The sequence below is a fragment of the Streptomyces sp. YIM 130001 genome, from assembly GCF_003574445.1.
In the GTDB taxonomy this organism is placed as follows: domain Bacteria; phylum Actinomycetota; class Actinomycetes; order Streptomycetales; family Streptomycetaceae; genus Streptomyces.
The window spans coordinates 236,886-250,296 of the sequence record NZ_KZ984559.1 but is presented as its reverse complement, the minus strand read 5'-3'; the positions used below and the strand labels follow the sequence as shown (position 1 = coordinate 250,296).

At 70.9% G+C, this 13,411-nt stretch carries 10 protein-coding genes and 1 pseudogene; 3 read left to right on the top strand and 8 right to left on the bottom strand.

The genetic code is table 11. The annotated features are described in order from the left end of the window. Positions 1-38: 38 nt before the first annotated feature. A pseudogene (locus DSC45_RS36475) lies at positions 39-281 on the bottom strand (2-dehydropantoate 2-reductase N-terminal domain-containing protein); the annotation flags it as partial. A gap of 125 nt (positions 282-406) precedes the next feature. On the opposite strand from DSC45_RS36475, the gene DSC45_RS22305 reads away from it, so the two are divergent. Together DSC45_RS22305 and DSC45_RS22295 are read left to right on the top strand one after the other, a co-directional pair. Beyond that, positions 407-1,036 carry a TetR/AcrR family transcriptional regulator gene (locus tag DSC45_RS22305; RefSeq protein WP_119293675.1) on the top strand — a complete coding sequence of 210 codons (630 nt, stop codon included), beginning with the start codon at positions 407-409 and terminating at the stop codon, positions 1,034-1,036. Between the two features lie 438 nt (positions 1,037-1,474). After that, a complete protein-coding gene (locus DSC45_RS22295) occupies positions 1,475-4,219 on the top strand; it encodes a type 1 periplasmic-binding domain-containing protein (protein ID WP_162929300.1) in 2,745 nt (914 codons plus the stop codon). Here DSC45_RS22295 and DSC45_RS22290 read toward each other — a convergent pair. The 4 genes from DSC45_RS22290 to DSC45_RS22275 form a co-directional block, all read right to left on the bottom strand. Further along, complete coding sequence (locus tag DSC45_RS22290) at positions 4,189-5,070, bottom strand: 5-oxoprolinase subunit C family protein (RefSeq protein ID WP_119293672.1); 882 nt, start codon at positions 5,068-5,070, stop codon at positions 4,189-4,191. The two genes, DSC45_RS22295 and DSC45_RS22290, sit on opposite strands and share 31 nt — an antisense overlap. Further along, positions 5,067-5,714: a 5-oxoprolinase subunit B family protein gene (locus DSC45_RS22285; protein WP_119293671.1), complete on the bottom strand. Its 648-nt coding sequence runs from the start codon at positions 5,712-5,714 to the stop codon at positions 5,067-5,069. Before DSC45_RS22285 ends, DSC45_RS22290 begins: the two co-directional genes overlap by 4 nt. Then, positions 5,711-6,511: a LamB/YcsF family protein gene (locus DSC45_RS22280; RefSeq protein WP_119293670.1), complete on the bottom strand. Its 801-nt coding sequence runs from the start codon at positions 6,509-6,511 to the stop codon at positions 5,711-5,713. Before DSC45_RS22280 ends, DSC45_RS22285 begins: the two co-directional genes overlap by 4 nt. A 1,177-nt stretch (positions 6,512-7,688) precedes the next feature. Next, a complete protein-coding gene (locus DSC45_RS22275) occupies positions 7,689-9,008 on the bottom strand; it encodes an MFS transporter (protein ID WP_119293669.1) in 1,320 nt (439 codons plus the stop codon). A gap of 148 nt (positions 9,009-9,156) precedes the next feature. On the opposite strand from DSC45_RS22275, the gene DSC45_RS22270 reads away from it, so the two are divergent. Then, the gene (locus tag DSC45_RS22270; protein WP_119293668.1) at positions 9,157-9,840 is read left to right on the top strand and encodes a GntR family transcriptional regulator; all 684 of its coding nucleotides are present in this window, start codon (positions 9,157-9,159) and stop codon (positions 9,838-9,840) included. Between the two features lie 623 nt (positions 9,841-10,463). Here DSC45_RS22270 and DSC45_RS22265 read toward each other — a convergent pair. From DSC45_RS22265 to DSC45_RS22255, 3 genes are read right to left on the bottom strand one after another with little or no spacing between them, the layout of a single operon-like run. Beyond that, the gene (locus tag DSC45_RS22265; protein WP_119293667.1) at positions 10,464-11,114 is read right to left on the bottom strand and encodes a response regulator transcription factor; all 651 of its coding nucleotides are present in this window, start codon (positions 11,112-11,114) and stop codon (positions 10,464-10,466) included. Further along, the gene (locus tag DSC45_RS22260; RefSeq protein WP_240434773.1) at positions 11,111-12,286 is read right to left on the bottom strand and encodes a sensor histidine kinase; all 1,176 of its coding nucleotides are present in this window, start codon (positions 12,284-12,286) and stop codon (positions 11,111-11,113) included. Before DSC45_RS22260 ends, DSC45_RS22265 begins: the two co-directional genes overlap by 4 nt. Beyond that, complete coding sequence (locus DSC45_RS22255) at positions 12,283-12,705, bottom strand: hypothetical protein (protein ID WP_119293665.1); 423 nt, start codon at positions 12,703-12,705, stop codon at positions 12,283-12,285. Before DSC45_RS22255 ends, DSC45_RS22260 begins: the two co-directional genes overlap by 4 nt. Positions 12,706-13,411 lie beyond the last annotated feature (706 nt).

Genomic DNA, 13,411 nt, shown 5'->3' with positions numbered 1-13,411 from the left:
TGGCCGAGCGCCGCACCCAGTGTCTCGGGGCCTGCTGCCCAGTTGAGCAGGAACAGCACGTCACCCTGGACACCGGCGAGTGATTCCAGCACCGCGTCCACCTGGTGGGTGCGGACGAAGACGGTGATCAGGTCGTACCCGCCGTCCGGCTGCTCTGTCACCGGTACCGGCACCCTCCTGACGGGGCCGCCCGACTCCGCGAGCAGCACTCCCTGCCCGCGCAGCGCCGTCAGACGCCTGCCCCGGGCGATAAGCGAGACATCGTGGCCGGCCTCATGCATGCGGGCGGCGAACACGCTGCCGCAGACCCCGGCGCCGTATACGAGCAGCTTCACAACGAATCCTCTTTCAGTCGTTCGTTTGATTCATACGTTCGTTTCATTCAAGCGTATGTAGAGTCCCTCGTGTGGCAACCTCCGACACCCGAACCCAGCTCCTCGACGCGGCCGAGCACCTCTTCGCCGAGAACGGATACCGCGGCACCTCGATCCGCGCGATCACCAGACTTGCCGGAGCGAACCTGGCCGCCGTCGGCTACCACTTCGGCTCGAAGGCGGAGCTGATGGCCGCGGTCGCCCGCCGGGTGATCGAACCCATCAATGCGGCTCAGTGCGCCGGGCTCGACGCCTTGCTCGCCCGGACCCCCGACCCGCCGGTCGGCGAGCTGGTGGAGGCTTTCGCGGGACCGCTGTTCGACGAGATGCCGGCCGGCGACGCGGGCGGCGCCCGCACGTCCCGGCTGATCGTGACGATCCTCAGCGACCCGGCCGAGGAAGCACGCAGCTGGACGGGCGCGGAAGAGGACTCGGTCCGTGAGCGGTACTTCGCGGCCTTTGCGCGCGTCCTGCCAGGACTCTCCCCGGAGGAGCTGTGGTTCCGGATGCGGGGGATCCTTGCCGTGACGGCTGTCGACCGTCTCCAGGCCTACCAGCTGCCCTCTCCCGGCTGCGTGTCCTCGGTAGCGGGCGAGGCGTCCCGGCGATGGGCGATCACGTTCCTGACGGCAGCGATGAGTGCGCCGCCGATCCGGACCTGACGACCCAAGACAGGTGCTGGCGGCGCGAGTCGGGCGGCGTCAGTCCTGTGGGCGAGGGCGAGGGCGAGGGCGAGGGCGTTGAGGCGCTGATCGCGTTCGGTCGGCATGCAGGTCTTCCAGTTGTGAGGGACCACCCCCAACTGTCAATGACATCCGTCAGTTTGGACCCAGTTGCGTGGGCGGGCCCCAGTGGCTGGGCGTCGAGGTGTCGTGACCGACCGTCGCATCGAGCAGTGCTCTGTGCTCCCCTCGGGGGCTCGGGGGCCCAGGTGCCGCTGTGCGGCACCTGCCGGCGCCAGGAATGCCATCACCAGGTCACCCCGAAGTCTGCTCGGCGACCCGCGCCGACGCGTCCGCGCCGCACATCGTTGGTACGGAGTATTGCCGGATCGTCCTACAAGCCTCTAGCTTGAAAATGACCTAACTGGGGTGATTCGCATGGGAGTTGACTTCCCGAAGCCGTTTCCGCTCGGTGCCGCCTCCGACGACTTTCTGCGAAGTTTCGCCGCGGCCGTGCTGCCGCTCCGGTCGCAGTCGCTGCGGGAGGAGGTCTGTCCCGGGGTACTGCTGGAGACGGACGGGCCGCCGGGTGAGGTGTCGTGTCGGGCCGTGCGTGTGCTGGACGGGCTGCGGGCGATGCTGGGCAGCGATGCGGACAGGCGGGTGAGCTACGCGGAGGGGTGGCCTGGGGTACCCGTACCGGCTCAGGGGCAGGGCGATGCCGGATGCCAACTCCTCGACGAATTCATCACCTCCCGGCTGGGTGCCGAGTTGCGCAAAGGCGCGCCGGCCGGTGGCGACAGCCTGCGTGTACGCAATCTGGAACTGGTCGAGTACATGGCCGCCTGGGCCATGGCGCCCCCGCCGGGTGTGCGGTTCGAGGGCAGGGCGCTGCGCGACCACTGCTACGCCCGGCGTGCCGAGGCCGGGGTGCTGCACACGATGGAGAAGTGGGTGGGCCGGGAGCAGGACGGGCCCGCAGACAGTCTCGTCGGGGTGCTGCGGACGCTGCTGGCGGAGCCGGTGCTGCGGACGCTCCCGCGGTGGTGCTGGTCTCGCTGGTGGTCCCGGCGGCTGCTGCGCTCCCGGCACGCCTGGTATGCCCGGTGGCGCCCCACCGGGCACTCGGGGAGCGTCTTCGACAAGGCCGTCGAACTACTGCGCCGGGAGGCAGAACGGCTGAGGGGCGCCGACGCGGCGGAGGCGCTCAGGAGCCTGGAGGAGCTGATGTTCCGGGCGCTGCTGGCCGATCTGCACCGTGCGCGCCCGGGCAGGTTCCTCCCGTGGCGCCGACGCCGGCGTACTCGCCGCGTCATCCTGCTCGGCCTGCCCCCGGGCGATGCGCCCGAGGCGGTGGCGGTCCGCCGGCTGCTTGCCGTGTACCGCAGCAGCCTCGGCGCGCCCGGCAGCGCCTCGCTCCTGTTGGCCGGAGCCGGCAGGGCGGCCGACTACGCGCAGCCCGACTGGAAGCTCTGCCGGAACCTGGCCGAGGGGGCGAAGCGGCTCGAGCCGGTGCCCGTCGGCTCTACCGCACCGGCACCTCTGCTGGTGCGGATGCCGGATCAGCAGAGCTTCTTCGCGACGGACGGGATCTACCAGACGCCTGTCCAGCCCACGTGGCCGCTGAACTGGGCGTCCGCTCGCACCGAAGCGGCGATGGAAGTCGTGGCACTGACGGCCGCGATGTCCTTGATCGGTCCGTGGCTGTGGCCGCAGATCTTTCCGTCCGAGCCCGGTTGCCTCGACGGGAGCGCGGTCGCGGGCCAGTCCCGACCCGCCGTCATGGGTGAGAGTGCCGGCGCGGATGGTGGCAGCCCGCGTAAGCAGTACGCCGCGGTTGTCCAGGCGATCGGGAAGCTGAACCGGCAGGCGCTCAGGGCGGAGTCGGAATTCGGCAAGCCCGTGCGCAAGGTCGTCTACTTCGGTTCGGGGATCGACAATGACCCCGACGAGATTGTCATGAACGGGACGATTCCGGAGTTGCGTGGTATCTGGCTGGCGCAGCGGCGGCTGAACGCGCTGGCCGCCGAGGAATCGGGCTATCGCGTGCGGCTGTACGTCGATGTGCGCGATGCCGGACGGAAGTTCCGGAACGTCGTCCAGGAGGCGGGGAAGGTTGCCGAGGAGGCTCAGCGTGCCGAGGACCTGCAGAACAGCCGCACCGTTGTCGGCGTGATCGGCTTCCGGGAGAGCCGGGCGGTGACCAAGAAGGCGGCCCAGGTGCTCACCGAGCACCGCATCCCGATCATCGGCACGACGGCGACCGCGGTCGCGATGCAACAGGCCGGCGACTACTACCGTCCGATGTCGCCCGACAACGACCGTGAGACGGAGATCGCCGCCCGGTTCGCCGACCAGGGGCGCATCGTCTCCACCGGCGGCGGGAACTGTGACACGGCCACCCAGGCGGTGGTCGTCAAGGACCCGGGTGATCTGTACACCAACGAGCTGGCCGAGAAGTTCGTACGCAACTTCGGGCCGGGCAGGGCCCGGACGGTGTCCTTTCCCGGCCGTCACGGTGCCCAGGTCTCGGCCCGCGACACCGCACTGCGGGTCTGCGATGCCCTGCGCCTGGAGCCCCGCACGGTCGTCTACTGGGCGTCGCGGGTGCCGCAGTTCACCGCGTTCGTCAACGAGTACGGGCCGGCCTCGGGGTGCGCCGGCCGGCCGCTGACCGTGATCGGCGGCAACGAGTTGACCAACGCCGCACTGGGCGGGCAGTTCCCACAGTCCTGGCTGCGGCTCTATCACACCGTGCACGTGCTGCCCGACGGGCATCCGGACGAGAACTACCAGGCGAAAGAGCTGGTCGCCGATTACATCAGGGAGTACACCTCCCGCGATCCGTGGGTCGACGACGGGCACGTGGCGCTGGCCTACGACGCACTTACGGTGCTCTCCTACGCGGCGGACGGTGCGTACTCCAGTACGCGCGAGGCCGATGCCCAGGCGGTGAAGTCGAAGCTGGACAACGGGGTGCACTTCGAGGGCGCCAGCGGGGCGATCGACATCCCTGCCCACAACGGCTCCAGGCCGCCGCGCGACAAAGCCCTGGTGATACTGCATCACACCGACGAGAAGCAGAAACTGGTCCTGTACTGCGGCCGTTTCACGCAGAAGGACGGCACGGTCACCCACTGGGGACCGGATGATCAGTACCGCTGCCCCCAGGACGAGGACTGAACGAATCTCACGGGGACACCCGCCACCGCCTGTGCGGCGTCCGGCAGATCGCGCCGGTCGACGATCGCGATGACCGGGTAGCCGCCGGTGACGGGGTGGTCGGCGAGGAAGACCAGCGGCTGCCCGTCCGGCGGTACCTGCACCGCGCCCAGTACGACGCCTTCGCTGGGCAGTTCGGCGGGGGTGCGCCGGGCCAGCACCGGACCGTGCAGGCGTAGCCCGACCCGGTCGCCGGCCGAGACGACGTACCGTGCCGCAGTCAGCAGCCGCAGCGCGGCGGGGGTGAACCAGTCCGCCCGCGGCCCCGGCGCGATCCGCAGCACCAGGTGGGCCGGCGGCGCCCGGTGCGGAACCGCCTCGACGAGCGGGGGAGGGAGGGCCGACGGTGGTCCCAGTGCGAGTGTGTCCCCGGCGGTCAGGGCTGGCGGCCCGAGACCGGAGAGGCGATCGGTGGCCCGGCTGCCCAGCTCCGGCTCGACGTCGATGCCGCCGGCGAAAGCCACGTAGGACCTGATGCCGCGAACCGCGGGGCCCACCTCGAGGAGCGCCCCCGCGGGCACCCGCACCCAGGCGCCCCAGGGGGCCGGCCGTCCGTCGACCTTCACCGGGCAGGGCGCGCCGGTGACCGCGGCCAGGACGGTGCGACGTGGGCGTACCGAGCAGCCGTCCAAAGTGGTTTCCAGTACCGCCGCCTCAAAGTGGTTGCCGACCAGGCGGTTGGCCAGGCGACTGGCCGGCTGGTCCAGGGCGCCGGAGTGGGGAACACCGAGGTGGGCGTGGCCCGGGCGGCCGGCGTCCTGCACTGTGGTCAGCGCCCCGGCTCTGACGACGTCGAGGAGCCCTCGCGTCATCCGGGCACCGGCTCGAAGTACACCTGGGCCCCCGGGGCGAGCAGGGCGGCCGGCTCCCGGTGCGGATCCCACAGCCTGATGTCGACGACGGTGCCGATGAGCTGCCAGCCGCCGGGGGAGGCGCGCGGATAGACCCCGGTGTAGGGGCCGGCGAGGCCGACCGCACCGGCGGGCACCCGGGTGCGCGGCGTCGCCCGGCGAGGGAGGGCGGGGAGTCCGGAGCCGCCGGTGAGATACGCGAACCCCGGCACGAATCCGCAGAACGCCACCCGCCACCGAGCGGCGCTGTGCCGCCGGGCGGCCTCGGCGGCATCCACCTGCCAGTGCCGGGCGATGTGGTCGAGGTCCGCACCGTCGTATCGCACCGGGATCCTGAGTGCCGGGCCCGGCACCTCGTCGGGAGTGCGGGCGAGTGTCCAGCCGCTGAGCTGTCCGGCGAGCGTGTCCGGGTCGTCCAGGCCGTCCAGCAGTACGGTGCGTTCCCCTGGCACGATCTCTCGGACCGGTGGGAGCGCGCCGACCGTACGACGGTGCAGCAACTCTGCGTGCAGTGACTGGACTTGACGATGGTCGGCGCACTCCACGAGGAGTGCGTTCGGCCCGTAGGGCAGCACTCGCAACCGCGGTGTGCGTTCGACCGTCATGTGAAGGCCTCGACCCTGATCCCGGCCGCCACCAGCCGGTCCCGCATCCGTCGCGCCAGCTCCGCGGCGCCCGGGGTGTCGCCATGCACACACAGCGATCGCGGCTGCGCCACCGACGGACCACCGTCTGTCCCCGGTGCCGCGACGCCCGCGGTCGCCAAAGCCACCGCGCGCTGGAGAACCGTCTCGGGATCCTGGACGACCGCCCCTTCACTGCCGCGCGGCACCAGCCGTCCCGCCGCCGTGTACGCCCGGTCCGCGAACGCCTCCGTCACCGCCGGCAGCCCGGCCGCCACGGCTCGGGCGGCCAGCCGGGAGCCGGGCATGGTCAGCACCGGCAGCCGCTCACCGGTCAGTTGGATGCCCGCGACCACGGCAGCGGCCTGCTCTTCGTCGTCCAGGACGCGGTGGTAGAGGGCGCCGTGCGGTCGGACGTAGGAGACCCGCAGCCCGGCTGCGCGCGCGAAGACTGCCAGGCCGCCGATCTGATACGCGGTCTCTGCCGCCAGTACGTCCGGCGGCACATCCATCGCCCGCCGCCCGAAACCCGCCAGATCCCGATAGGAGATCTGGGCCCCGATACGCACGCCACGCTCGGCGGCCAGGTCACACACCCGGCGCATCGTCACGGCGTCGCCGGCGTGGAAGCCGCAGGCCACGTTGGCGCTGGTGACGGCGGACAGCAGGGCCTCGTCGTCGGTCAGCTGCCAGCGGCCGAACCCTTCGCCGAGATCGGCGTTGAGGTCGACCGGCGGAAGTCCAGCGGGCGCGGAAGCAGCCGTGAGCCTCTCCTTCACCCGAGCTCCCGACCGCGGATTCCGGGCAGCCTCGGCAGGGCGAACACCGTCCACCAGCAGCCGACAGGCATGCCCGACCAGCCGGCATCTCTCCCGCCGGCGACGGCGGTGGCTGCTGACGTGCTCCGAACCGCACTCATGCACACCTCATACAGGGGTAGTCGGGCGCGAATGGAGCCGTCGCGTCGGCTCAGCCCTGTGGCCACCGTAGAGGATTGTTGAACGATCCTTCAATGGTTCTGCGGGCGTCCAATACCCGTGTGCCGACGTCTGGTTGGGGAATCTCGCTGGGCGCCGGGGCCGTTCCCGCCGGGCAGTCGACCCGGTACCCGGCGGTGGAGACAGTGCGCGTCCCACCGTCGGGAAGGGGCAGGACCGCGCGCGCCCGCCAGACGTGCCCACATGCCGACCACAGCGTTTCCCGCCCGACCTGGGCGCTCCATGCCGCGCCCCGGGTCCGTGCGTCCGGTGCGACCGGTGCGACCGGCGGCCCGCGCCGGGAGGATGAGGCGCCCGGTTTCTCTCCGGTCTCCGGTGGACTTCGCGTGAGGAAGCAGGCGGACACGACCGTCGTGTGCTGCGTGTGCTGCGTGTGCTGCGTGTGCTGCGTGTGCTGCGTGTGCTGCGTGTGCCGCGAGTTCCCGCGCCCCGTGCACCAGCCGCACAGCCCGAGCAGCCGCCCGCCTTCGAACCGCGCCCGTACCTGCACCTCGATCCCCGCCGCGGCCGAAGCCGTGGCCGATTCCGGTCGCCTCCACTCCACGGGCTTCCAGGTTGACCTGTCGCGGCAGGCAGGTGGCCCGAATCGAGAGCGGTCGGGCGACGCGGAGCCCGGCTGGGTTCCGCGCTCCTCCCCATCCTTGTCCTGTTCCTGTGCCGCCGCACGGGGCGGAAGGTGATCCGCCAGGGAGCGCCACAACTGCGGCCCGGCCACCGCAAGGAGCAGGGCCAGCGCTGTCGCGCCGCCGCGGCGACGCAGCGGCGCCCGCCGACCACGGGCCGCCGGAACGGGCCGACCGGAGGTCCACCCGCCTCGCGGTGGGTGGCTTTCGAGCTCATCTGCGTCCCGCTCGTCGCAGTGCTCGCCATCGCAACCGTTCCTCATCCGTCCTCCGCCCCCCAACGTCCCCGAGTCGCCGCTCTGTTGGCCCGCCCAGAGGTAGGGCGTCGGCTGGGTTCAGCGCAGTTCGGTGCCGCTGGTCTCGGGCAGGCCGAACAACGCGACGAAGGCCAGGGCGTAGCCCGCGGCGGCGAAGGTCAGAGCGCCGCCGACGCCCCAACTGTCGGAGAGGAAGCCGACGATGGTGGGAAAGACGGCACCGATACCGCGGCCCATGTTGTAGGTGAAGCCCTGTCCGGTGCCGCGGACTTCGGTGGGATAGAGCTCGGCGAGGAAGGAGCCGAAGCTCGAGAAGATCGCCGACATGCAGAAGCCGAGCGGGAAGCCCAGCAGCAGCGAGACTCCGTCCCAGCCCGCCGGCACCTGGGAGTACGCGAGGACACAGACGGCGGACAGCACCGCGAAGAGCTGGATCGTGGCGCGGCGGCCCAGCCGGTCGGCGAGATGGGCGCCGGTGATGTAGCCGCTGAAGGCGCCGGCGATCTGCACCACCAGGAAGCCGCCGACGCCGGTGACCGCCAGGCCCCGTTCCGTGGCCAGGTAGTTCGGCATCCAGGTCGCCAGCGTGTAGTAGCCGCCTTGGACACCGGTGGACATCAGCGCGGCCAGCAGCGTCGTCCGCAACAGCCTGCCCCGGAAGATCGCCGCGAACGACGCGATGGGGCCGCCGTGCCGCCCGTCGGCGCCTTGCAGCCGCTCCTTGGCCACCGGTGCGTCGGTGACGCTGCGGCGGATGTAGATCAGCAGCAGCGCCGGCAGAGCGCCGGTGAAGAACAGCACCCGCCAGGCCAGATCATCACCGACCAGATGGAAGACGACTGTGTAGGCGAGGACCGCCAGGCCCCAGCCGATCGCCCAGGCCGACTGGATCCAGCCCAGTGTGCGCCCGCGATGCCGGCTGGAGGCGTACTCCGCCACCAGCACCGCGCCGACCGCCCACTCACCACCGAAGCCCAGGCCCTGCAACGCGCGGAAGACCAGAAGCGTTTCGAAGTTCGGCGCCAGTCCGCAGGCGACCGTGAAGACGGCGTAGACACCGACCGTCCACATCAGGGCCTTCACCCGGCCCACGCGATCCGCGAAGACACCGGCCAGGGCACCGCCCACGGCGGAGACGACGAGGGTGGTGGTCGCCAACAGGCCGGTCTGGCCGTTGTCGAGTGCGAAGTACGCGCCGATCGCCGCCATGCTCAGCGGCAGAACGTAGAAGTCGTACGCATCCAGGCCGTAACCGCCGTACGCGCCGAAGAACGCGCGTCGGCCGCGGGGGCTCAGTTCGCTGAACCAGGCCATGCGGCCCGCTTCGGCGTCACTCGGAGATGTGTCCGGGGCCTTCTTCGAGGCTGCCTTGTCGGACGGGGAGGAACTCGTGCTCATGGTCGTGCACCTCTCAAGGACCTTGATGGTGCTGCGAGTTGACGCATCCAGCATGGGGACTGTTGAACAATCAGACAAGAGTCTGAGCCATTGTGACCCTTCCTCGGGTGGCATACGATCATCACAAGCCCGGTGAAGGAGCCATCTGATGAGTCCAGGCATGGATCAACTGGCCCGTGACAAAGACCTGTTGGGGCGCTCGAGCATCACGGAACGGGTAACTGATCTGCTGCGTACGCGCATCGGTGAGGGGCGGTTCAAACCAGGCGAGAAACTTTCCGAGGACGAGATCTGCACCGCCCTCGGCGTCTCGCGCAACACCGTCCGCGAGGCATTCCGTCTGCTCACTCATGAGCGTCTGCTCGCGCATGAGCTCAACCGGGGTGTCTTCGTGCGCCGTCCCAGCAGTGCGGACATCGCCGATATCTACCGGATGCGCATGCTGGTGGAGTGCGCGGTCCTGCGTTGCCTGGGCGATCCGCCCTTCGCCCTCGAAGGGCTCGCCGCGGCCGCCGACGACGGCGACAAGGCAGTGGCGGCACAGGACTGGGCGGCGCTGGGCGCGGCGAACTTCCACTTCCACCGCGAACTGATAGCCCTTGCCGGCATCCGCAGGATCGACGAGACGATGCGCAGCGTGCTGGCCGAGCTGCGCCTGGCCTTTCACTGTGTCGACGACCCGCGCGCCCTGCACATCCCCTACCTGGGGCTGAACAGGACCCTGCTGGAGACCCTCCGCACCGGCGACGCGGACCTGGCCGAACGCCAGCTGCGCGACTACCTCGACGACTCCCGTACGACGATGGAGCGGACGGCGAGCAGCGGGGAATGACCCGCCGGCCCGCCGCCACTGAACGGATCCGCGTGAGGCGCGCGGTCGGCGGCGGAAGGGACCTTGGCGCTCGGACGTTTCTGGGAGCCTGAACTGCAGGAAGCTCGCGCTCGACGAGCCAGGCCTCGATCGCGGGCATCTCGGGTCACACACCCCAACTCCCCGCCGGCGCACGGGACTACAGCCATGACGTCCTCGCGTCCCGGTACGCGAACGGCTGGTCCGGTCGGTCGCGCCAGCCCGACCGACCGTTCTCCAGGTGTACTCCGGGTCCGCCTCCGTCGCGCCTCGCCCGATCGGTCGGGCCGCTCGGGCGGCGCCCTCACCGCGGTCGCCGTCCTCGGCGCCTGGAGCCGGAACGGCACGGACGGCAGGGGCGACCCCGTGGGCCCCGGACGGAACCGCGTACTGGGCGACGTCCCGTGCCTGCCCGCCCTGCTCGCCCGGGCCCGGTCCTCGCGCTCGTCACGGTGGCCTACGCGCGGCGGCGCCGCGCACGCCGTGAGCGAACGACCGCATCGTGAACGGCGATCGGACCGTGAACGGCGATCGGACCGAGACGTGAACGACGACCGGATCGTGGACGGTGGACCGCTTCGTGAACCGACGGCAGCGCGCAGCGCTCAGTGCGAGTCGTGCACCAACAGCGCGATCTGCACCCGGTTGTTGTAGTCGAGCTTGGTGAGGATGCGCGAGGTGTACGTCTTCACGGTGGCGACCGTCATGTGGAGGTCGGCGGCGATCTCCACGTTGGACGCCCCGGTGCCGATCGCCTCGGCGACCCGCCGCTCGCCCGGCGCGAGGACTGCGAGCCGGCGGCGGCTGTCGTCCCGGCGTTCCCCCGAGTCGTCGAGGGCACGATCGATGAGCCCTCGGGTCACCGCGGGGGAGAGGATCGGATCCCCGGCGGCGACCGCTCTGATCCCCTCCACGAGCTGCGCCGGCGGAGTGTCCTTCAGCAGAAACCCGGCGGCTCCCGCGCGCAGCGCGCCGAGCACCAGATGGTCGGCGCCGAACGTGGTCAGCATGACGACCTCGGGCGGTGCGGGAGGCGCGGGCGCGGAGCGCAGGGCCGCGGTGGCGGTCAGGCCGTCGACGCGGGGCATGCGGACGTCCATCAGGACCACGTCGGGACGCGTACGGGAGACGACCTCGACGGCGGTGTGGCCGTCGGCCGCCTCACCCACGACGGTCAGGTCCTCGAAGCCGGACAGCATGGTGGTCAGACCGGCCCGGACCAGCCATTCGTCGTCCACGAGGACCAGCTTGATCATCCAGACTCCCAGGGAAGCCAGGCCGTCAGACGGTACCGGCCGTCGACGGCTCCGTGGTCGAGAGTACCGCCGGCCAGAGTGGCCCGCTCCGCAAGCCCGACCAGGCCGAGGCCACCGCCCGGCGTGATGGGCGGCGCCGGTTGTGGGGCGAGCGGCTGGCTGACCGTCACCAGGACGCCGTCGCCGGGGGCGCCGGTCACGTCGAGGGATACGGGTTCGCCGGGTGCGTGCTTACGGGCGTTGGTCAGCGCCTCCTGGACGATCCGGTACACGGCGGCCGAGGTCATCGACGGGGCCTGCGGGTCGCCGGGCAGGTCGACGGCCGCCGCCACGCGGTCGCCGGCCTCGCGCGCTTCGGCTACCAGTTGCGGCAGATCCGCCAACACCGGCTGGGGCGGGGCGACATCCTCCAGGGTGCCGCCGCGTACGGCCCCGTCCTCGGCGTTCTCGCGCAGCACCCCGACCACGGCCCGCAAGTCGGTGAGCATCTGGTGGGTGGCCGCTCTGATCACCCCCGCGCCCCGTGCGATCTCCTCGGGCGAGGCGTCCGGCCGGAACTCGAGCGCTCCCGCGTGCACGCTGAGCAGCGACATGCGATGGGCGAGCACGTCGTGCATCTCCCGCGCCAGCCAGTCCCGTTCGGCCCGCCGCGCCGCCGCGATCCTCGCCTCCTTGTCGAACTCGGCGCGACGTACCCGCTCGGACAGAGCCGCGAGTACCTCACGACGGGCCCGTACGAGGCGTCCCCAGCCGACCACGAGGGCGGTGGCCATGGCGGAGAACACCAGACTGATCGCCCCGTTGGCCTCCGCGGACAGATAGGGGCTCGGATAGAGCAGCGCGCTCACCACGCCGCCGGCAACGCCCGCCATCGCCACCCGGGTCACCACCGGAAGCGGCCGGTGCACCGCGAGCGAGAACGTCGCCACCAGCGCGGCGCCCGCCGGTGTGACCGTGACGGCCGAAACGAGCGTGGTCACGACCGCGACACCGACCGGCCACCGGCGCCGCCACACCAGGGCCAGGCAGCACAGCGCGCCCGCCGCGAAGTCCAGTGCGCCGCGCGGCCCGTATCCGACCGCGGCGAGCCGCGACCACCCCGCGACCAGGCCGATCACGGCCGCCAGGATCACTCCCGCCGAGTCGACGAGGAGATCCCGTGGCGTCCTCAACGGCCGCCCGCACGCCACTGGTTGATCAACTTCTCCCACTTCTTGTTGTCGGTCGTCTCCATGAACGTCTTGTGGTTCACCAGGAGATAGATCTTCCCCGCCGCGGTGGTCTCCAGGATGAGTGGCTTGCCCGAGTCGAGCAGCCCGCCGACGAACCGGCCGTACAGATCGGTGAACTTCCTCTCCACGCCGACCACTTGGCCCGGTCGGAGTGTCAAGTCTCCGGAACCGCCCCAGTCGGTCAGCACCAGCCGGCCCGCCGTCATCAGCACGGAACCCCGCCGGGGGAACAACACGCTCTGATCCACCCCGGCCGCGATCCGGTCCCCGCGCTTCTTGGCCGCCAGCTCCTCGGCGCTGCTGCCCTTGTACTCGCCCTCTGCCACGAGTGCACCCTCCGTGCTCCGGTCCCCGTTCATGTCTCCCGACGCTAATGCGCTCCCGCACGCCCGCGCAGTCCCGGAAAGTCGGCCGCACCTGTCTACTTTGGTTGATCCCCTGCACCGCCCCGGCATCCCGGTCACCAGGGGTGGGTCAACGCGGCGGCCTTCGACGTTGCAGCCGGCGGGCGACCCGCTGCCGAAGCCATGCTTGACCTCACCGGCCAGTGGGTGCTTGCGAGTAGCAAAGAGTATGCGGACTGCTGCGGCGGCCGCTCAGACACAGAGCCGCGGGTATCCAGAGCGTGCGCGTGGAGGCGGCGCTGACGAAACACGCGACGAGACACCCGAAGCGGCGCATCCAGCGGCTTCGGGCAGGCGCTGGCGGAGGAGGCGCGTGCCCGGGAGAACGGGCGAGCATCACCGCCTGCCGAGGGAAGCCCCTGAAGCAAGTGATCGTTCTCAAAGCGACGCCGGAGACAACGCCTCCTGGGATTCCGAATGCCGTCCTGGTCACCTCAACTTGCCCATTCCCGGTTACCGAGGTGCTCGGCGGGGGCGTGTAACTGGACGGGCATCGGGAGGCACCGTGCAGCACCGCGTGCGGCGGTGAGCACGGGGACGCCGATGGCTGCGGAGGCGCGGAGGCGTCGGCAGACAGGTCGGCCACGCGACGCAGCCGTCACACCAGTACGTCGACCTCAAGTTCGGCAGCGTGGAACCGTTGGGCAACTCGTGGCCCGAT